This is a genomic window from Micromonospora sp. PRAS1, assembly GCF_059553435.1.
Genome location: NZ_JCANNB010000066.1, coordinates 1 through 17,613 on the forward strand (window position 1 = coordinate 1; position 17,613 = coordinate 17,613).

Genomic DNA, 17,613 nt, shown 5'->3' on the forward strand with positions numbered 1-17,613 from the left:
TCTGCGTCCGGATGTCACGGACGCAGCGCCCCCCAAACCATCCAGGAACCACCCCTGAACCACCCAGGAACCATCCCTGGGGGCACGCTGCCCCCAGACCCCTGGCGCCCCGGCGACCCTTCGGGCCGCCGGACTGAATCCCGAAACTCACTCACTAACGACGGCGAGCTACAACCACGACCTGACACCGCAACTCACGACCGCGTGCGCGCGGAAAATGCTGCCGAAAATCGACGCCGAACCGCGCCATCCAGCGATCCGCCAAACGGACTCGCACGCGTCATCCCGCTCCACCCACGCACCGCCTGAACCGGGAGGCGACCATGCACCCGCACCACCTCCACGCCACCCGCGCCGCCACCACCCTCACGGCCAGCCGCCGTACCCTCGACCAGGCCGTGGCCGAGGAAATCGCCGAACGGCGCGCCGAAGCCCGCACCATCGCCGCCGCCGCCAGCCTCCAAGCCTGGCGACCCATCCCCGGCCCCACCGGCCGCGGCGGCCACGGTGACCCATCCGGCCGCTCCGCCGTCGACCAGCTGGAACCCGAGGTCCGCGCCGGCCGGCTTGCCCGCCTCGCCGCCTCCACCACCGCCACCCTCGCCTGGCTCGCCGCCGCCATCGGGCTGACCGTCGCCGGCGACCCGCTACCCGCCCTCGCGGCCGCCATCCCTGCGCTCCGCCCCCGCACCTGCCGCGAGCTCACCCTGTGGCTCGACGAAGCCGACGAGCGGATCCGCGACGTCCTCAGCCTCGACCCCGCCGGCGACGACCTACCCGGCGTCCGCTGCCCACGCTGCGCCCGCCGCCAACTGACCGCGCACACCCTCGGCGGCCGCCACACCTGGACCGTCGTCTGCACCGCCAGCTGCGTGTGCATCGGCCCCGACTGCACGTGCACCATGCCCCGCCGGGCCGTCGGCGTACGACACGTCTGGGGCCCAGAGCACCCGCTCACCACCGGCCTCACCGCCGCCGCTTGAGGGAGAATCGAACCGTGGACGACCTGGTGACCTGGCTCCGGCAGCAACTCGACGACGACGAACGGGTGGCACACGCCGCAGCCGACTACGGCAGCGAGTGGCGGTACAGCAACGGCAGCATCTGGCCAAGCGACGAGAGCCGTCACCCCGGCGCGATCGCCACCGGAACCTACGGCGGGCTGGAAGACCAGCACGGCGAACACATGGCCCGCCACGACCCGGCCCGTGCCCTGGTGGAGCTGAATGCCAAGCGGCGCATTCTCGACGAACACCAACCCGATACCGCAGGCACGCGCACCGTCTGCGCCGTCTGCGCCGACCCGCCGGCGTACGAGGCGACATGGCGCAGCTGGCCATGCCAGACCGTCCGGCTGCTCGCCCTGCCGTACGCCACATGGCCCGGCTACCAGCCCGAATGGCGACCCGAATGATCCGAATCCGCGGCCGCCGCTACGGCACCGCCGCCCAACTCGCCGCACACCTCGGACCCGACATCACACCCGCCATGATCCGACGCTGGCGCGAACGCGACGGCCTCACCACCATCCGCGCAGGCCACAACGTCTACAGCCCTCTCGACGAAGCCACCGACATCGAAGCCCGAAAGCACCTCAGCGGCCGCGGCCGACCCCGCCGACTTGACCTTGACGCCCCCGCAGCCTGATCATTTGTTCACCCGACCGAGTTAGGTGAACTCTGCCCGAAACCCGGAACGGCAGGTCACAGCCATGGAGCAGACCCCCACTGAGCAGCAGATCACCGACTGGCTCACCACCACCGGACGCCCCACCACCTGGGCCGCCAGCCTCACCGGCCTGCCCTGGACCTACATCCGGCCCGTCGTCGAGATCGCCGCCAACACCAACGTCCACCCCACCGTCGCCCTCACCGTGGCCAGAGCCCACAGCAGCGACCCCGACTTCGTGGCCACCGCCACCGCCCACCTCACCACGACGGGCGCCATCCCCTGACCACCGGAGGTGACCATGCCCCTCTGGGTACCCGAATGGATCGTCGGCCTCGCCGGCCGCGCCACCTGCCGACTGCTGCGCTGGCACAACGTCACCTGCCGAGGCCGACGCGACCACCTCGTCCCCGGCATCGGCATCATCGACCCAGCACGCTGGGACCGCTGGCCACGCCACTGACGCTCGGAGGTGCCGTGACCCGCACCGTCGTACTCGTCACCGGCCCACCCTGCGCCGGCAAAACCACCTACGTGGCCCAACGCGCCCAGCCTGGTGACCTCGTCCTCGACCAGGACCAGATCGGCCCCCGCACCATGGGCCGCCGCCTCCAGACCGTGGCCACCATGACCACCGGCACCGCCTGGGTCATCCGATGCCAGCCCGACCCTCGGCAGCGTGCCCGCCTCATCCGCCGGATCCGGGCCACGCACCACGTCCACCTCAACCCGGGGCCCGAGGTACTCCTGGCCCGGGCCCGGGCACGTACCCACCCCGACCGGCACCTCGCCGCCGTACGCGACTGGCTGGCACGCGAGACCCAGGCACAGCAGGCCATCAACCGCGCCGCCCGCACCACCACCGAGCAGGGCCTCGGGTGGGAACACCAGCAGGCACGGGCAGCCGCCCTGCCCAGGGCATGGGGTACCCCCTGCCCCTACTGCGGCAAGCTGATGCTCAAAGGTCAAGACCTCGACCTTGACCACGCTGTCGCCCGAGCACTCGGCGGCCACCACGGCCCCCGCCGCATGGCACACGCACACTGCAACCGATCAGCAGGCAGCAGGCTGGGTTCCCAGCTACGCAAAGCACGAACCTCACACACAGTCACATCGACTGATCGCCATTCGCGACGCTGGTAACAGAGGGTCACCCAGGGGGAGGGGGTCCCCACGGGCAACGCCCCCACCCTGACCCGCCCCCGCCTCAGGCAGATCTCCCCCCGTAACGATGATCTTGGGGAGGTGGCCCCTTGGCTGACCCGACGGTAGCGGAGCGTGTTCGCCGGCACCGGGCGCACAAATCCGGTGACCACAGCCTGTGTTTGCCCGGCCGTGAGGACTGCGTACCGCCGCCGGTGGAGGTGCCGGTGAGCACCCCGGCCGTTACCGGCGAGGCCGTACCGGCGGCGCCGACCGGGCTGCGGGAACGCGGTGCGCGGCTGTGGGCGGCGACGGTGGCGGAGATGCCCGGCATGACCGTCCGGGAGCAGGTGCTGCTGGAGGAGGCGTGCCGCACGGCAGACCGCCTGGACCGCCTGGACGCGATTCTCGACGGCCGCGACGCGGTGTGGATACGGCTGCGGCAGGCCCGCGGCGAGGGGCCGGTGACGCTCGTCGTCGACCAGGTGCTGACGGAGTCGCGGCAGCAGCAGGCGGCGCTGACCCGGATGCTCCAGCAGCTCGGCCGAGGACGCCGCCCGGCACCGCCGGCTGGCCAACAACAGCCCGCCGACAGCTCGACGAAGGGCGGTGATGGTCGTGCCCGTGGCGTCACCGACCTCACCGCTCGGATTGCCGCTGCGAGGAGCGCGCAGGCCACGGGTTGAGACCCACCCCGAGTACGTCGACAGCTTCGGAGCCGAAGCCGCTGAGCTGATGGCGCGGGCGGGCCGGCCGCTGGACGACTGGCAGCAGGACTCGGTGTCGCTGATCCTGGCCACCAGGGCCGACGGCAAGTGGGCCTGCTTCGAGTACTGCGAGTGGGTGACCCGCCAGAACGGCAAGGGCGGCATCCTGGAGGCCCGGGCGCTGGCCGGGTTCTTCCTCCTCGGCGAGCAGCTGATCATGTGGTCGGCGCACGAGCTCAAGACCGCCATGGAGGCGTTCCGGCGGGTCAAGGCGCTCATCAAGGCGCTCGGCCGGCAGGTCGGGGACGACGAGAACCTGTGGGACGTCGACGGGATCCTCGTCAAGATCACCAACAGTCACAACGAGGAGGGCTTCGAGCGCCTCGATACCGGCGCGCGGATCCGCTTCATCGCCCGCTCGAAAGGCTCGGGCCGAGGCTTCTCGGGCGACTGCAACATCATCGACGAGGCGTACGCCCTGACCGTCGACCAGCACTCGGCGCTGCTCTACACGGTGTCGGCCCTGCCGAACTCGCAGATCGTCTACGCCAGCTCGCCGCCGCTCACCGGCAGCAGCGCGGCGGTGATGTACGCGCTGCGGCACCGTGGGGACCCGGCTGCCCCGCGCACCCGGGAGGACGGTCCGTGGAAGCAGGACCCGTCGCTCGGGTATCGCGACTACGGGCTGGCCGGCGACCTCGACAACCTCAACGGCATCGACCTGGCCGATCCCGCGAATTGGGCTGCGACGAACCCGTCGCTGGAGGTTCGGCGGTCGAACGGCACCGGGCAGACGGTCGAGGGCATCGAACGTGAGCTACGGGCGGCGGCCGCCGACCTGGCGGGCTGGGCGCGGGAGCGGCTGGGCATCTGGCCACGGCGGATCGACGACAGCAACCCGCGCTGGCAGCTGATCACCGAGGCGGTCTGGCTGGGCCAGCTCGACACCACCGCCGTGATGGGCGAACCGCTCGCCCTGGCCGTCGACGTCACGCCGGACCGGACGTGGGCGGCGATCGCTGCCGCTGGACCGCGGCTCGCCGGCGGCCGGGTCGTCGACGTCATCGACCACGAGCCGGGTACGGCGTGGATCGTTGAGCGGCTCAAGGTGCTGGCCGAGCGGCACAAGCCGCTGGTCATCGTGGTCAGCGACAAGGCGATCGCCGACGCCGCGGACGGCGCCGAGCTGGGTGACGGCACCAAGTTGAAGGTGCTCCGTGCCGGTGTCGGTGACCTGGTGGCTGGGGCCGCGAGCGTCTACGACGGGCTGCTCGGGACCCGGGACAGCCCACCGGACCTGTGGCATCTGGCGCAGACGTCGCTGACGAACGCGGCGGCCAACGCGACGAAACGTGTGATCGGCGATGCGTGGGCGTTCAACCGCCGCGACGTGACCACGGACATCTGCCCGCTGGTGGCGGCGAGCTTGGCGGTGTGGGCGCTGGGCACGGTGCGGATCCACACGGCGGCACCGAAGCCGTTTGCGCTGACCTGACGGAGGGAGGGCCGGCTGAGTGACCTCCTACGAGCAGCAGCGTGGTCTGTGGTTGCCGGAGTCGGCCCGGTCGAGCCTGAGCATGCAGGACTTCGCCGACATGTTCTCGTTCGGCGGGTCGGCGTATCCGTTCTTGCAGACCACGATGGGCACCCTCAACGAGGAGGCCATCGGGGCGACGCTGAGCCAGGTCGCGAAGAACAACGGGCCGGTGTTCGCGTTGACGCTGGCCAGGTTGCAGCTGTTCTGCCAGGGCCGCTTCCAATGGACGAGATTCGAGCGCGGGGCGCCCGGGGATCTGTTCGGCTCGCAGGACCTAGCGGTGCTGGAGCGGCCGTGGCCGGGTGCGAAGACGGCGCATCTGCTGACCCGGATGGAGCTGGACTGCACCACCGCCGGCAACTCGTACTACCGGCGGCTGCGGCGGGATCGCCGGTCGCGGCTGGTGCGACTGCGTCCGGAGTGGACGTACATCATCATGGGCTCCGAGGAGGACGCCGACCGGCCGGAAGAGGCCGCCGACGTCGAACTGCTCGGGTACGCCTACAAACCGCCGAACGGCGAGATGCGGGTGTTCGGGCCGGAGGAGGTGGCGCACTACGCGCCGCTGCCCGACCCGGACGGCGTGTACCTCGGCATGAGCTGGCTGACGCCGGTGATCCGGGACATCAGCGGCGACAACCTGATGACCGACCACAAGCGCGCGTTCTTGAAGCACGCGGCCACACCGAACATGATCATCCGGTTTGACCCGGGCGTATCCGTCCAGGCCGTCAAGGACTTCAAAGAGGTCTTCGAGGCCGAACACCAGGGCGCGTGGAACGCGTACAAGACGGTCTACCTGGGTGGTGGGGCGGACGCGAAGGCCGTCGGCTCCGACATGAAGCAGTTGGACTTCGCGGTCGTCCAGGGCAAGGCGGAGAGCCGACTCGCTTCGGGTGCCGGTGTTCCGCCGAGCTGGGTCGGATTCAGCGAGGGCCTCCAAGGCTCGGCACTCAACGCCGGGAACTTCAGCGCCGCCCGCCGCCGGCTGAGCGACGCCACCCTCCAGCACCTCTGGATGACCGCCGCGGCGTCGCTGGAGGTGCTGCTCGACCGCCCAGACGACGGGGCGCACCTGACCGTGGCCACCAAGGGCATTCCATTCCTTCGGATGGATGCGTCGGATGCGGCCAAGGTCCAGTCGACCGAGGCGCTGACCATCACCGCGCTGGTTCGGGATGGCTTCACTGCCGAGTCAGCAATCGCCGCGGTGCAGACCTCCGACTGGTCGCGGCTTCGGCACACGGGCCGCCTTTCGGTCCAGCTTCAGGAGCCCGGCGCAGCGGACGGCTCATCCGGCAGTGACGGCGACGCCGGGGAGGCGCCGCAGGAAGGTAGCGCGACATGACCACGGTGACCGAGCTGGACCCGCGTCAGGTCCTGCGCCAGGAGGTGCGGGCCCACTTCTTCGAGTTCCGGGCGACCGAGCCGGGCGACGACGAGCCGAACGACGGACGCACGCTGCGCGGATACGGGGCGGTGTTCGACCAGCCGACGGTCATCGAGTCGTGGGCCGGCAGCTTCGAGGAGGTCGTGAAGCGCGGCGCGTTCCGCAAGACGCTGCGGGAACGCCAGCCCGTGATGCAGTTCGATCACGGCAACGACAAGCGTGTCGGGTCCGTGCCGATCGCCTCGATCGAGGAGCTGTACGAAGACGACGAGGGCCTGTTCACCCGGGCGCGGCTGTTCCCGAACGACGTCGTCGAGCCGATCCGCCAAGCCGTGGAAGGCAAGGCCATCCGCGGCATGTCGTTCAAGTTCCGCGTGGTCAAGGACCAATGGGTCGACCGCGACGGGAAGAAGATCAAGGACGACGAGCTGTCCGACCTGCTGCGCGACCCGGGCGAACGTGGCCCGATCCGGCGGGAAATTCTCGAGGTTCAGCTCTTCGAGCTGGGCCCGGTGGTGTTCCCTGCGTACGAGCAGACCAGCGTCGGTGTGCGGTCGGGGCTGCCGGCCGGGTCGCCCTTCGACCGTAACCAGGTAGCCCTGCGAGGGGTGATCGCGCAGTTCGGGCTCGACGCCCGCTGCATCAAGCGGCATCTGAGCGTCTTCGACGCCGACGCCCGCCGCGCCCTGGCCGAGGAGATCGCCGGCACCTTCCCCGAGCTGGCGGAGGTGCTCGCGGCCCGCGCCGCCGCCCCGCCGGTTACCGAGCCACCCGCCGCGGGTGGCACCGAGACCACTGCCGAGCCGGCCCCGCAGGCCACTCAGCAACGCACCACCAACGCCGAGCCGGCCACCAAGGCCACTCAGCAGCCCACCGAGCCGGTAGCGCGCCACTCGGTCCGCACTACGCGAGGCGCCAGCTGGTACCTCGCGCCCAAGCATCGGTAAGGAGAGACCGAGATGGCGGAGGAAATCCGCAGCATCGAGGACCGCGAGGCGCGCATCAAGGAGATTGACCAGCGCCTGGCGGAGCTCGACGAGCAGTACGCCGACGAGATGATGCCGGACCACGAGCGTGACGAGTGGAACTCGCTCAACGCCGAGCGCGACGACCACGCCGCGACGGTGAAGGAGCTGCGGGCCCGCAAGGCCCGGCTCGCGGGCATCGCTAGCGGCGAGCGTGGCATGGAGCGGGCGCCGGTCGAGACGCCGTCGTTCGCCCGGCAGCGCGGCGACGACGAGGTGTACGACCTGGCCGGGGCTCGGTTCGCCTCCCGTTCCGACGAGGAGTACCGGGACCGGCTGCACAGCAACGCGCTGCGCATCATCGAGCGCGGCACCTTCCCGGGTCAGAACCGCGAGAAGTGCCAGGCCCGGGCGGCGCAGCTGCTCGACGCCGTCGACGACACCCGGGGCACCCTCGCCAAGCGGATCATCGTCACCGGCAACCCGACCTACGAGCGGGCGTTCGGCAAGGCGGTGATCGCGCGGAACACCCACGGCCTGAACGCCGAGGAGCTGCGGGCGCTGTCGCTCGGCAGCGACCCGGACGGCGGGTACGCTGTGCCGTTCCAGCTCGACCCGACCGTCATCCTCACCGACGACGGCAGCATCAACCCCCTGCGGCAGATTTCGCGGGTGGAGCGGATCGTCGGGAAGGAGTGGCAGGGCCTCACCTCGGAGGGTGTGGTGGCCACCCGCACCCCGGAGGTCGCCGAGGCCACCGACGACGCACCGGACTTCGACCAGCCGACCGTCCGCCCGTCGGCCGTGCACGTGTTCGTGCCGTTCTCGATGGACCTGGACCAGGACTGGCCGCGGCTGCGGTCGGAGCTGGCTCGCATGTTCGGCGAGGCGAAGGACAACGAGGAGGCGGTTAGCTTCATCTCGGGGAACGGGTCGCTGATCTCCGGCGGCGGCCACAACCCGCAGGGCATCGTCACCGGCCTGCCGAGCGGGTCCGAGGTGGACGACGGCGCGGGCTTCACCTCCCAGACCCTGTACGACATGGAGGCGGGCGAGGACGGCCTGGCGCCGCGGTGGCGGGCCCGGGCCCGGTGGCTGGCCAACAAGTCCATCTACAACCTGGTCCGTGGCTTCGCCGACTCGGACGGCCCGGACCTGTGGGTGCGGCTCGGTGCCGGTCTGCCGCCCGAGCTGATCGGCTACCCGGCGCACGAGGCGTCGGAGATGTCGGCGACGCCGGCCGGCCGCTACCTGGTGTTCGGCGACTTCCAGCAGTACCTCATCGTCGACCGGATCGGCATGACGGTGGAGCTGGTGCCGCACGTTTTCGGCGCGTCGCGGCGGATGCCGACCGGTCAGCGGGGCATCTACGCCCGCTGGCGCAACAGCACCAAGATCCTGGTGCCGAACGCGTTCCGCGTCGCGGTCGCCACGTCCTGACCCGCTGCCGGCCGGCGTTTCGTCCCCATCGGGACGCCGGCCGGCAGCCCCAACACCCGAGAGGAGTCGCTGTGGACAGCGACCTGGTGGTGGCCCGTGCGTCGGGCGTGATCATGCACGAGGGCCGCCGGCACCCGATCCGCCGCGGCGTCACGGTCGCCCGGGCAGGACATCCGCTGGTGGTGAAGAGCCCGAAGCATTGGCAGCCGCTGCGGGTGCACTACGACCTGCCGAACGCGGCCGAGGAGGAGCCTACGGCGGCGCCGGCTTCCGGCGTGGCCGCGGTTACCGAGCAGCTTGGCGGGGTGGAGCAGGCGACGGCGGCTCCCGGGGAGCTGCGTGACGTGCAGCCCGCCCAGCCTGTCGACGAGCCCGTCCAGGAGCAGGACGAGGTGCCCGCCCCGGACGCCGAGCCGGCACCCGAGGCCGAGGAGCCCGCACCGGCGCCGGAGGCCGACCAGGAGCCGGCGGTCGAGGAGCCGCGGCGGCCGCCGACGTCGGGCCCGGGGTCCGGTGTCGGAGCGTGGCGGCAGCACGCGGCCGAGGTCACCAGCACGCCGGTGGAGCAGTGGGCGGACAAGTCGCGCGACGACATCCGCCGCGAGCTCTACGGGGACGCCGAGTGACCGAAGAGGTCGCGGCGGAAGAGCCGGCCCGGTTCGTTGACGGTGAGGTGCTGGTGGTGGAGCCGGGCGACACGCTGATCGTGCGGGTCGGCCGGGATACACCGCTGGCCACAGTCCACGAGATCAAGCGGGAGCTCGACGGGTGGGCGGCCGAGCACATGCCCGATGTGCGGGCGGTGGTGATCGCCTGCGATCAGCTTGGTGTGTACCGGCCGGCCGGCCCGGTGGGTGACCGGCCCGGAGAGTCTGGTGGGTGACGGGCCGACCTGGTCGATCCTGATCCCGACCATCGGCCAGCGCGAGGTGCTGCTCCGCCGCCTGCTGGACGTGTTGCTTCCCCAGCTTGACCCGCACACGGGGCGGGTGCGGGTGCTGGCCTGGTGGAACAACGGACGCCCTGGGCTGCCGGCCATCCGCCAGGCCCTGGTGGAGGCCGCCGACAGCGACTACGTGTCGTTCGTCGACGACGACGACCTGGTGGTGGACGACTTCGTCGACGCCATCGTGGCGGCGCTGGCCAGCCGCCCGGACCACGTCGGATTCCGCGTCGGCTACCACGTCGACGGCGAGCTCCAGGACGTGTGCGACCACAGTCTGCGGCACCGCCGCTGGTACCGGGACCGAGTCAAGGGCCTGCTGCGCGACGTGACGCACTTGGATCCGATCCGGCGTGATCTGGCCCTGCTGGCTGACTTTCGGCGGGCTCGGCGCGGGCGTGCGGAGGACCGGGTGTGGGTGGAGCAGGTTCGCCGGCATCTGCGTACGGAGGAGTACATCCCCCGGGTGCTCTACCACTACCTGTACTCGCCGGCGGGATCGTCGTGGCAGCGCCCCGACCGGATCGCGCAGGTCGGTGAGCGGCCGGTGGTCGACCATCCGCACTTCGCGTGGCATCGGGAGTCGTCATGAGGCTGGTCTTCGACGGTGAGTGGACGTTCCGGTTCTTGCCTGACGCTCTCCGCGAGCTTGGGATCGAGCCGCGCGGCGTGATCCACGTCGGCGCGCACCACGGCGAGGAGGTGCCGGTCTACCAGGCGTGCGGCTTCGAGTCGATCACGCTGGTCGAGCCGGATCCGGAGTGCTGGGCGGTGTTGAGAGGCCAGGCGTGGTTCCACGCCATCCGGCTGGTCGGCGCGGCTTGCAAATCGGCCGGGCGCTGGAATGTCGCGCCGTTCCACCGGACACGCGACGCCCTCTTTTCGGGCCTGGTGCGCAACCCAGCCCAGGAGACGGTGGTCACGTTCTCGGTTCCGGCGGTGCCTGTGTCGATGGTTCAGGCGAGCCACCCCGCCAACGTTCTGGTCGTCGACACGCAGGGCACCGAGCTCGACGTCCTGCGGTCCGCTGACCTGGCGTCGCTGGACCTGGTGATCGTCGAGACGCAGCCGGAGAGCCCGGAGGCGCACGGCGCATTCTGGCCGGACCTGATGGCATGGGCGGCCGAGCATCGGTGGACGCCGGCGATTCAGTGGGTGCGGGATCACGGGTGGGCGGACACGCTGCTGGTGCCGGAGGCGGGCCGTGGCTGATCTGCTGGTGATCGTGCCGTCCCGGGGCCGGCCGCAGTCCGTTCCCCGGCTCGTCGACGCGTGGGAGGCCACCGGCGCGTACGCGTACGCCGGGCTGGCGTTCGCGGTCGACGGCGACGATCCGCACCATGCGGCGTACGTGGGGCAGGCCTCGGATCGGTCGTTGATGCTGACGATCACCCGCTGGTTGCCGATGGTCCACAAGCTCAACCGCATCGCGGCCGGGCTGGCCGGGGACTACTTCGCGTTGGGGTTCGCCGGCGACGACCACGTGCCCCGCAGCGCCGGGTGGGCCGGACGGTACGTCGACGAGCTGCGCCGGCTGCGGACCGGGATCGTGTACGGCAACGACCTGGTCCAGGGCGAGCGGCTGCCGACGCAGTGGGCGATGACGTCGGACATCGTGCGGGAGCTGGGCCGGATGGTGCCGGCTGACGTCGAGCACCTCTACTGCGACAACGCGATCGCCGACCTCGGCCGGGCCGCGCGGTGCATCACTTACCTGTCGGACGTGGTGGTCGAGCACATGCACCCGATCGCCGGCCGGGTCGCCTGGGACGACCAGTACCGGCGCGTCAACGGCCGCGCCCAGTACGACCGCGACCGCGCTGCGTACCAGCAGTGGCGGCGGCACGGGCTCAGAGCGGACGCCCGCCGGGTGCGAGAGCTGAGGAGGCGCTGATGGTCGACGTCGGAGGAACGGTCCGGCTCCAGCACCGCGTCCGCGATGCCGCCGGCCGGCCGGCCGACCCGGCGACGGCGACGCTGGAGATCCGGATGCCCGACGGGTCGGTGGTCACGCCGACGGTGAGTATTCCGGCCGACGGGTCGGGCGTACTCGAGTACGACTTCGTGACGACGGTGCCCGGCCGGCACGTGGTGTCGTGGTCGACGACGAGCCCGGCCACCGCGTACGCGGACGTCGTCAACGCGACTGACCCCGAGTGGGTGTCGATCGTCGGGCTGGCCCCCGCGAAGGGGCACCTGAACATCCCGCTGAACGACACCACGGATGACGAGGAACTGCGCGGCCTGATGCTCAGCGCGTCGGCGGTGGTGGAGGACGTCGTCGGTGTCGTGGCCCGCCGCACCGTGAGTGAGACCGCGTCCGGCGGCGGCCGCCACATCATCCTGGAGCGGCCGCCGGTACTCGAGGTCGTGGAGGTGCTCGTCGACGGGCAGCTGCTCGACGCGGGCGACTACTCGTGGTCGCCGTCGGGTCTGCTGGCCCGCCGTTCCGGAGCGTGGCCGGGCGGGCTGCGGAACGTCCAGATCACGTACGTCGCGGGCAAGACGGTGGTGCCGCACAACATCATTGAGGCGACGCTGGAGCTGATCCGGATCAACTGGCGACCGCAGCAAGGCGGGAACTACAGCGCTTTCGACGGCGGCCGCGGCGACGACTTCGGCAACGCCGGCCTGGAGGCGAGCCTCCAAGGCAACCTGCGCCTCGGGTTCTTCGTGCCGAACGCGGTGATCCAGCGGCTCCAGCCCGACCAGCGCGGGCCGGTGGTGCTGTGAACTGGTGGGTTGTTGGCACTCTTCTGTACGTGTTCATCGTCGGCGCCTGCGTCGGCGTGGTCGGCACCGCGCGGTTCTACTGGCGGCGCGAGAAGCAGATCAGGGCGGCGCTCGCAGCGTTCCATCGAGAGCAGCAGGCGGATGCACACCCGTGGCAGGAGTACAACGAGCACGGCAACACCTGCCACCACCCGGGGTGCCGGCTGGCCCAGGACGAGCATCCAGAGGGAGGCGGGTGATCCGCGATGGGCAGCAGCATTCCTGGCGCGCTCGACTACCTCGCCCGCGAGATCACCGCCCTGGAGGCCGTCAAGGCCGCCCGCGCGGCGGTGTCCGACGGGTGGCCCACCGAGCGCACCGACCAGATGATCGCCATCGGGGTGCTGCCCGAGGACGAGGACACCACCACAGTGCGCGCCTGGGCGGAGCTGTCCCGCGAGGAGTACGAGTCCGTGGAGGTGCCGGCGATCATCGCGGTTCGCCGTGCCGGCAGCACCGCCGCTCCGTCAGCCCGCCGGGACGCGTTCGCCCTGTACGACGCGATCCAGGCGCTGATTCGGTCGGATCGGCGGCTCGGCGGCGCGGTGGTGCCTGGTCTGCCGGCCCGCATCGCCCGGACGTCGGTGTCGCAGACGAGCGACGTACGCCAGGCCGGCGAGGGCCGGGTGTGCGAGGTGCGGTTCACCGTCGCCTGGCAGCACCGGGGCTGAACCACCACAGCGCTGTCGCCACGCAGACGACGGCGAGGATCCAGCCCAGCACCTCGGCGCCGCACACGAAGGACAGGAACGCGGCCAGCCCGGACAGCAGCGAGGCGGCGGCCAGCGGGGCGTTGGGGATCCGGCTCTTCGGGGTCGGCTCGGTCATCGCCGGACCGTAACACCACTATGCCAGGAGGTGATCCTGATGCCGGCTGTTGGGCGAGATGCGTTCGGCAAGATGGTGGTCGACCTGCGGCAAATCCCACGCGAAGTGCGCCGCGACCTGCGGCCGGCGCTCAAGCGGGTCGGTGACAAGGTCGCCCAGGACGCCCGCGGCCGCGCCTCCTGGTCGTCGCGGATTCCCCGCGCCATCGGCGTTCGGGTGCTCTACGGGCGGGTCGGGTCCGGTGTGGTGGTCCGCGTCAACCGGCGCAAGGCGCCGCACGCCCGCCCGTACGAGGGCATCGCCGGCGGCAGCACGTTCCGGCACCCGTTCTTCGGTAACCGCGAGCGCTGGTACACGCAGCGAACCCGTCCGTTTCTTGAGCCGGCGGCCAAGGCCCGCCGGGCCGAGGTCCGCGAGGAAATCGTCAAGGTTGTCGCGGCTGCGGCCCGACGCCACGGATTCAACTGAGCAAGGAGAAGAGATGGCCCCGCAGCCGCTGCCAGCAACCCAGCGCTTCATCAACCCTGAGGTGACCTGCGTCTACCTGGTGCCGACCATCGCCGACCTGAACGCTCCGACGCGGGAGGAACTGGACCACGCCGAGTCGGTCGACCTCAGCCCGGAGATCGCGGCCGTGTCCGGGTGGGAGGTGTCCACCGACCGCGTGGCCGTGCCGGACCTCGGTACGCGCAAGACCGGCCGGATCGCCGGCCGCATCAACCCCGGTGACGCGCAGATCGCCTTCTACGCCAGCATCGACACCGAGGACGTGCGGACCGTCATCAAGCGTCTCGACCGGACCAACATCGTCATCTGCGATGGCGGTGACGTCCCCGGCCAGGCGCTGCGGGCGTTCGCCGTCGAGGTCAGCGCGGTCACCCCGACCACCGACGTCGCCGGCAGTGAAGGCGCGCGGGTCCTCGTCGACTTCGCCATCAACGACTGGTCGGAAGACGCGGTCGTTCCGGGCCCGGCGTCCTGACCGTGGCCAAGAGCAAGGCGCAGCGGGAGCGGCTCCTCGGCCGCTCCCGCCCGTCGATCCCGTACCGGATCCTCGTCGATCAGGACGGCGCCGAGCGCGCCCAGCAGCGCCTAAATCGGGCGCTGGCCGCTGCCAGGCAGGCCCGCCTGGCCGAGCGGGATGTCGACACTACGCAGCCCGAGGTGGAGGCCGCGCAGGCGGAGCTGGAAGCCTGCTACGAGACTGTCGTCCTGGTTGCGCTGCCGCTCACCGGCAAGGTGACGGTGGAGACGCTGACCGCCAAGCACCCGCCCACCGACGAGCAGATGGCGGCCGCCAAACAGGCCCGGGACGAAGCCCGCGCGGCCGGGGATCCGCCGCCGCCGTGGCCGTCGTGGAACGACGACACGTTCAGGCCGGCGTTGTTGGCCGCGTCCGCCCCCGATTCGGGCATGTCGGCTGATGACTGGGCGGTGATGCTCGCCGAGAACATGTCGGCCGGCGAGGTGCGGGGCCTGTGGGCCGCGTGCATGGCGATCAACATGACCGGCCGAGCGGCGGAGCCGGTGGTGCTCCCAAAAGGCTGGACGACGACCCGCAGCTAGCGCTGGAGCTGGACGTCTGTCGCGAATACCAGATCCCGCACTCGGCATTCCTGGCGTGGTCGCACGACGACCGGTCCAAGGCGATCTGGCAGCACGTGCGGGAGCTCCAGCGGTGCCGCAAGTGCGCTACCAGGCCCGACGAGTGGACGTCGGAGAACGGCGGCCCGCACGCGTACAAGGCGGTTGTCGACCGGTGTCGCGGCTGCGAGGTCCTGGACGCGGAGCGGGACCGGGTCAAGGACAAACCCCTGGGCGGCGGTACGTACGTGCACCTGCAACGCCGCCACTGATCGGGAGGTGGGCCGATGGACAAGGACCTCAGTTATCGGCTCTCCGCCGACCCCCGGAAGTTCGAGACCGGCCTCAAGAGCGCCGAGAAGAGCGCGGCCGCCTTCGAGCGTGAGCTGGCGAAGCTGGAGGCCGAGCAGGCCCGCGTGGATGCCGCCATGGAGCAGGTCGGCGGCACGTTCCTCGCGGCGGGCGCGGCGATCGGTGCCGGGCTGGTCATGGCCACCCGGGCGGCGATCTCATGGGAGTCGGCGTGGACCGGTGTCGCCAAGGTCATCGACGGCACCCCGGAGCAGATGGCCGAGCTGGAGGGCGAGCTGCGGCAACTCGCCCGGACGCTGCCTCAGACCCATGAAGAGATCGCGGGGGTGGCTGCGGCAGCCGGCCAGCTCGGTGTGGCCCGGGAGGACATCATCGGGTTCACGAGGGTGATGGTCGACCTGGGCGTGGCCACCAACCTTTCGTCCGAAGAGGCGGCGTTCGCGCTCTCCCGAATGATGAACATCATGCAGACGGCGCCCGACGACGTCGGGCGGCTCGGTGCCTCGATCGTCGAGCTGGGCAACAACTCGGCCACCACCGAGCAAGACATCGTCGACATGGCGCTGCGCATCGCCGGCGCCGGTAAGACCGTGCGGATGTCCGAGGCCGATGTGCTGGGCTTCGCCGGTGCACTGTCCTCCGTCGGTGTCATGGCCGAGGCCGGCGGTAGCGCCATCTCCCGCGCGTTCATCGCCATCGAGGACTCGGTCAGGCAGGGCGGGGACCGGCTGGAGCAGTTCGCCGAGGTCGCCGGCATGAGCAGCGACCAGTTCGTCCAGGCGTACGGCCAGGACTCGGCCCGCGCCGTCGCCGCCTTCATCCAAGGTCTGGGCCGCATGCAGCAGGCCGGCGGCGATGTCTTCCAGACGCTGCGCGACCTGGGCCTGTCGGAAATCATCCTGCGGGATGCGCTGCTGCGTCTCGCTGGTGCCGGCGACCTGGTCACGCGCAGTCTGGACATCGCGAACCGCGGCTGGGAGGACAACACGGCCCTCCTCAAGGAGGCCGAGGCCCGGTACGCGACGGTGGAAGCGCGCCTGCAAATCGCCCGCAACCAGATCAACGACTTCGCGATCGACATCGGGAACACGTTCCTGCCGGTCGTCGGCGCGGCCGCTGACCTGGTCGGCAACTTCGCCGGCGTGCTGGCCGAGCTGCCTGGGCCGGTGAAGTCGCTGCTGGCCGTGCTGGCGCTAGCGGCCGCGGCGACCCTGACCCTCGGCGGCACGATCCTCATCGCCACCCCTCGCATCGCCGCCTACAAGCAGGCGATTCTGGAGCTGTCGATGGCTCAGGGCCGGTTGGCAGCCACCGCGGTGGCGGCGAGCGGAGCCCTGGGGCGCGTCGGCACTTTCCTCGCGGGTCCGTGGGGGTTGGCGATCGCCGGGGCGATCGCCCTGATGACCAGCTTCGCCATGAGCCAAGCCGAAGCACGCGGGCGGGCGCGGGAGCTGTCGAGCACGCTCAACGAGCAGTCCGGCGCGGTCACCCGCGAGACCGGGCTGTGGGTCGCCAACGAGCTGGCGAAGCGGGGTGTCGTCGATCGGGCCCGAGAGCTGGGTATCTCGGCTGCCGATCTGACGCAGGCGATCCTCGGCGAGGCCGACGCGGTCGCCCGGGTCAACGCGAAGCTTGACGAGCACAAGGTCAGCGGGTCGCTCGTCACGGATCTGATGGACGGGCAGACCCGCTCGGCCACCAGCGTCCGGGAGGCGATGCGGGAGCTGGGCGGCGACATCCACAACGCCCGAGAGCTGCACGAGCAGCTGACGGCGGCCATGCAAGGCCAGGCCAAGACGGTCGACGACTTGGACCCGGCCACCCGGCAGCTAGCGGTATCGCTGGGGTTGACCGCCGACTCGGCCGAGGACCTCACCGCCGGCATCGACGAGCTCGACAAGGCCCTCAAGGCCGCCTTGGACACCATGTTTGGGCTGGAAGAGGCCGAGGACGCCGCCGCCAGGGCACTGAAACGGATGACCGATGCGGCGAAGGAGAACGGCGGTTCGCTCAAGGGCAACAGCGAGGCGGCGCTGACGAACCGGGACAACGTGCGGTCGCTGATCAAGGCCCACACGGACCAGATCGTCAAGTACGCCGAGGCTGGGGCGACGTCCGCCGAGCTGACGGAGAAGACCAAGGACCTGCGCGACGAGTTCGTGCGGCAGGCTCGGCAGGCAGGCATGACCGAGTCGGAGATCCAGCGGTACGCGAAGGCGTATGACCGAATCCCTGAAGAGGTCAAGACGCTCATCCAGACGCCCGGGCTGAATAGCGCGACGTCGCAGGTCCGCACCTACGTGGACTGGCTGCGGCAGATCCCA

26 protein-coding genes are annotated in these 17,613 nt (G+C 70.8%); 24 read left to right on the forward strand and 2 right to left on the reverse strand.

The window, feature by feature from the left end:
• Positions 1-323 precede the first annotated feature (323 nt).
• The 19 genes from AC507J_RS31545 to AC507J_RS31635 all read left to right on the forward strand — a co-directional run bounded on the left by AC507J_RS31545 (position 324) and on the right by AC507J_RS31635 (position 13,236).
• A complete protein-coding gene (locus AC507J_RS31545; protein ID WP_496294101.1) occupies positions 324-983 on the forward strand; it encodes a hypothetical protein in 660 nt (219 codons plus the stop codon).
• Positions 984-997: 14 nt separating this feature from the next.
• Positions 998-1,414: a DUF6221 family protein gene (locus AC507J_RS31550; protein WP_496294103.1), complete on the forward strand. Its 417-nt coding sequence runs from the start codon at positions 998-1,000 to the stop codon at positions 1,412-1,414.
• Positions 1,411-1,647, forward strand: coding sequence for a hypothetical protein (locus AC507J_RS31555; protein WP_496294105.1), 237 nt, complete (start codon positions 1,411-1,413; stop codon positions 1,645-1,647). Before AC507J_RS31550 ends, AC507J_RS31555 begins: the two co-directional genes overlap by 4 nt.
• A 64-nt stretch (positions 1,648-1,711) precedes the next feature.
• Positions 1,712-1,954, forward strand: a complete 243-nt coding sequence (locus AC507J_RS31560) for a hypothetical protein (RefSeq protein WP_496294107.1) — start codon at positions 1,712-1,714, stop codon at positions 1,952-1,954.
• A 15-nt stretch (positions 1,955-1,969) separates the two neighbouring features.
• Entirely contained in the window at positions 1,970-2,131 is a 162-nt protein-coding gene (locus AC507J_RS31565; RefSeq protein ID WP_496294109.1) for a hypothetical protein, read from the forward strand.
• A 14-nt stretch (positions 2,132-2,145) separates the two neighbouring features.
• Positions 2,146-2,811 (forward strand): HNH endonuclease family protein, encoded by a 666-nt coding sequence (locus AC507J_RS31570; protein ID WP_496294111.1) that lies wholly within the window; start codon positions 2,146-2,148, stop codon positions 2,809-2,811.
• Positions 2,812-3,038: 227 nt separating this feature from the next.
• The gene (locus AC507J_RS31575; protein WP_496294113.1) at positions 3,039-3,497 is read left to right on the forward strand and encodes a hypothetical protein; all 459 of its coding nucleotides are present in this window, start codon (positions 3,039-3,041) and stop codon (positions 3,495-3,497) included.
• Positions 3,498-3,546: 49 nt separating this feature from the next.
• Positions 3,547-5,013 carry a terminase large subunit domain-containing protein gene (locus AC507J_RS31580; RefSeq protein WP_496294115.1) on the forward strand — a complete coding sequence of 489 codons (1,467 nt, stop codon included), beginning with the start codon at positions 3,547-3,549 and terminating at the stop codon, positions 5,011-5,013.
• Positions 5,014-5,032: 19 nt separating this feature from the next.
• Entirely contained in the window at positions 5,033-6,403 is a 1,371-nt protein-coding gene (locus AC507J_RS31585) for a phage portal protein (protein WP_496294117.1), read from the forward strand.
• On the forward strand, positions 6,400-7,392 hold the full coding sequence (locus AC507J_RS31590) for an HK97 family phage prohead protease (RefSeq protein ID WP_496294119.1): 993 nt from the start codon (positions 6,400-6,402) through the stop codon (positions 7,390-7,392). The genes AC507J_RS31585 and AC507J_RS31590 overlap by 4 nt, the downstream gene beginning before the upstream one ends.
• 12 nt (positions 7,393-7,404) lie before the next feature.
• Complete coding sequence (locus AC507J_RS31595; protein WP_496294121.1) at positions 7,405-8,850, forward strand: phage major capsid protein; 1,446 nt, start codon at positions 7,405-7,407, stop codon at positions 8,848-8,850.
• Between the two features lie 71 nt (positions 8,851-8,921).
• A complete protein-coding gene (locus tag AC507J_RS31600) occupies positions 8,922-9,476 on the forward strand; it encodes a hypothetical protein (RefSeq protein ID WP_496294123.1) in 555 nt (184 codons plus the stop codon).
• Entirely contained in the window at positions 9,473-9,733 is a 261-nt protein-coding gene (locus AC507J_RS31605) for a hypothetical protein (RefSeq protein WP_496294125.1), read from the forward strand. Before AC507J_RS31600 ends, AC507J_RS31605 begins: the two co-directional genes overlap by 4 nt.
• Positions 9,726-10,385 (forward strand): glycosyltransferase, encoded by a 660-nt coding sequence (locus AC507J_RS31610; RefSeq protein ID WP_496294127.1) that lies wholly within the window; start codon positions 9,726-9,728, stop codon positions 10,383-10,385. Before AC507J_RS31605 ends, AC507J_RS31610 begins: the two co-directional genes overlap by 8 nt.
• Entirely contained in the window at positions 10,382-11,005 is a 624-nt protein-coding gene (locus AC507J_RS31615) for an FkbM family methyltransferase (RefSeq protein WP_496294129.1), read from the forward strand. The genes AC507J_RS31610 and AC507J_RS31615 overlap by 4 nt, the downstream gene beginning before the upstream one ends.
• The gene (locus AC507J_RS31620; RefSeq protein ID WP_496294131.1) at positions 10,998-11,687 is read left to right on the forward strand and encodes a hypothetical protein; all 690 of its coding nucleotides are present in this window, start codon (positions 10,998-11,000) and stop codon (positions 11,685-11,687) included. Before AC507J_RS31615 ends, AC507J_RS31620 begins: the two co-directional genes overlap by 8 nt.
• Positions 11,687-12,526, forward strand: coding sequence for a head-tail connector protein (locus AC507J_RS31625; protein WP_496294133.1), 840 nt, complete (start codon positions 11,687-11,689; stop codon positions 12,524-12,526). Before AC507J_RS31620 ends, AC507J_RS31625 begins: the two co-directional genes overlap by 1 nt.
• A gap of 29 nt (positions 12,527-12,555) precedes the next feature.
• Positions 12,556-12,765 (forward strand): hypothetical protein, encoded by a 210-nt coding sequence (locus AC507J_RS31630; RefSeq protein ID WP_496294135.1) that lies wholly within the window; start codon positions 12,556-12,558, stop codon positions 12,763-12,765.
• 6 nt (positions 12,766-12,771) lie between these two features.
• Positions 12,772-13,236, forward strand: coding sequence for a hypothetical protein (locus AC507J_RS31635; RefSeq protein ID WP_496294137.1), 465 nt, complete (start codon positions 12,772-12,774; stop codon positions 13,234-13,236).
• On the opposite strand, the gene AC507J_RS31640 is transcribed toward AC507J_RS31635, so the two are convergent.
• Positions 13,208-13,393: a hypothetical protein gene (locus AC507J_RS31640; RefSeq protein WP_496294139.1), complete on the reverse strand. Its 186-nt coding sequence runs from the start codon at positions 13,391-13,393 to the stop codon at positions 13,208-13,210. The two genes, AC507J_RS31635 and AC507J_RS31640, sit on opposite strands and share 29 nt — an antisense overlap.
• Positions 13,394-13,423: 30 nt before the next feature.
• On the opposite strand from AC507J_RS31640, the gene AC507J_RS31645 reads away from it, so the two are divergent.
• The 4 genes from AC507J_RS31645 (at position 13,424) to AC507J_RS31660 (ending at position 15,249) form a co-directional block, all read left to right on the forward strand.
• Positions 13,424-13,861, forward strand: coding sequence for a hypothetical protein (locus tag AC507J_RS31645; RefSeq protein ID WP_496294141.1), 438 nt, complete (start codon positions 13,424-13,426; stop codon positions 13,859-13,861).
• A gap of 13 nt (positions 13,862-13,874) precedes the next feature.
• Positions 13,875-14,375, forward strand: a complete 501-nt coding sequence (locus tag AC507J_RS31650) for a phage tail tube protein (RefSeq protein WP_496294143.1) — start codon at positions 13,875-13,877, stop codon at positions 14,373-14,375.
• A 2-nt stretch (positions 14,376-14,377) separates the two neighbouring features.
• Positions 14,378-14,959, forward strand: a complete 582-nt coding sequence (locus tag AC507J_RS31655; RefSeq protein WP_496294145.1) for a hypothetical protein — start codon at positions 14,378-14,380, stop codon at positions 14,957-14,959.
• 95 nt (positions 14,960-15,054) lie between these two features.
• On the forward strand, positions 15,055-15,249 hold the full coding sequence (locus AC507J_RS31660) for a hypothetical protein (RefSeq protein WP_496294147.1): 195 nt from the start codon (positions 15,055-15,057) through the stop codon (positions 15,247-15,249).
• A gap of 32 nt (positions 15,250-15,281) precedes the next feature.
• Here AC507J_RS31660 and AC507J_RS31665 read toward each other — a convergent pair whose 3' ends face one another.
• On the reverse strand, positions 15,282-15,524 hold the full coding sequence (locus tag AC507J_RS31665; RefSeq protein WP_496294151.1) for a hypothetical protein: 243 nt from the start codon (positions 15,522-15,524) through the stop codon (positions 15,282-15,284).
• Between AC507J_RS31665 and AC507J_RS31670 the strand changes: the two genes are divergently transcribed.
• A partial coding sequence (locus AC507J_RS31670; protein WP_496294149.1) for a phage tail tape measure protein occupies positions 15,466-17,613 on the forward strand: 2,148 nt, incomplete at its 3' end. The two genes, AC507J_RS31665 and AC507J_RS31670, sit on opposite strands and share 59 nt — an antisense overlap.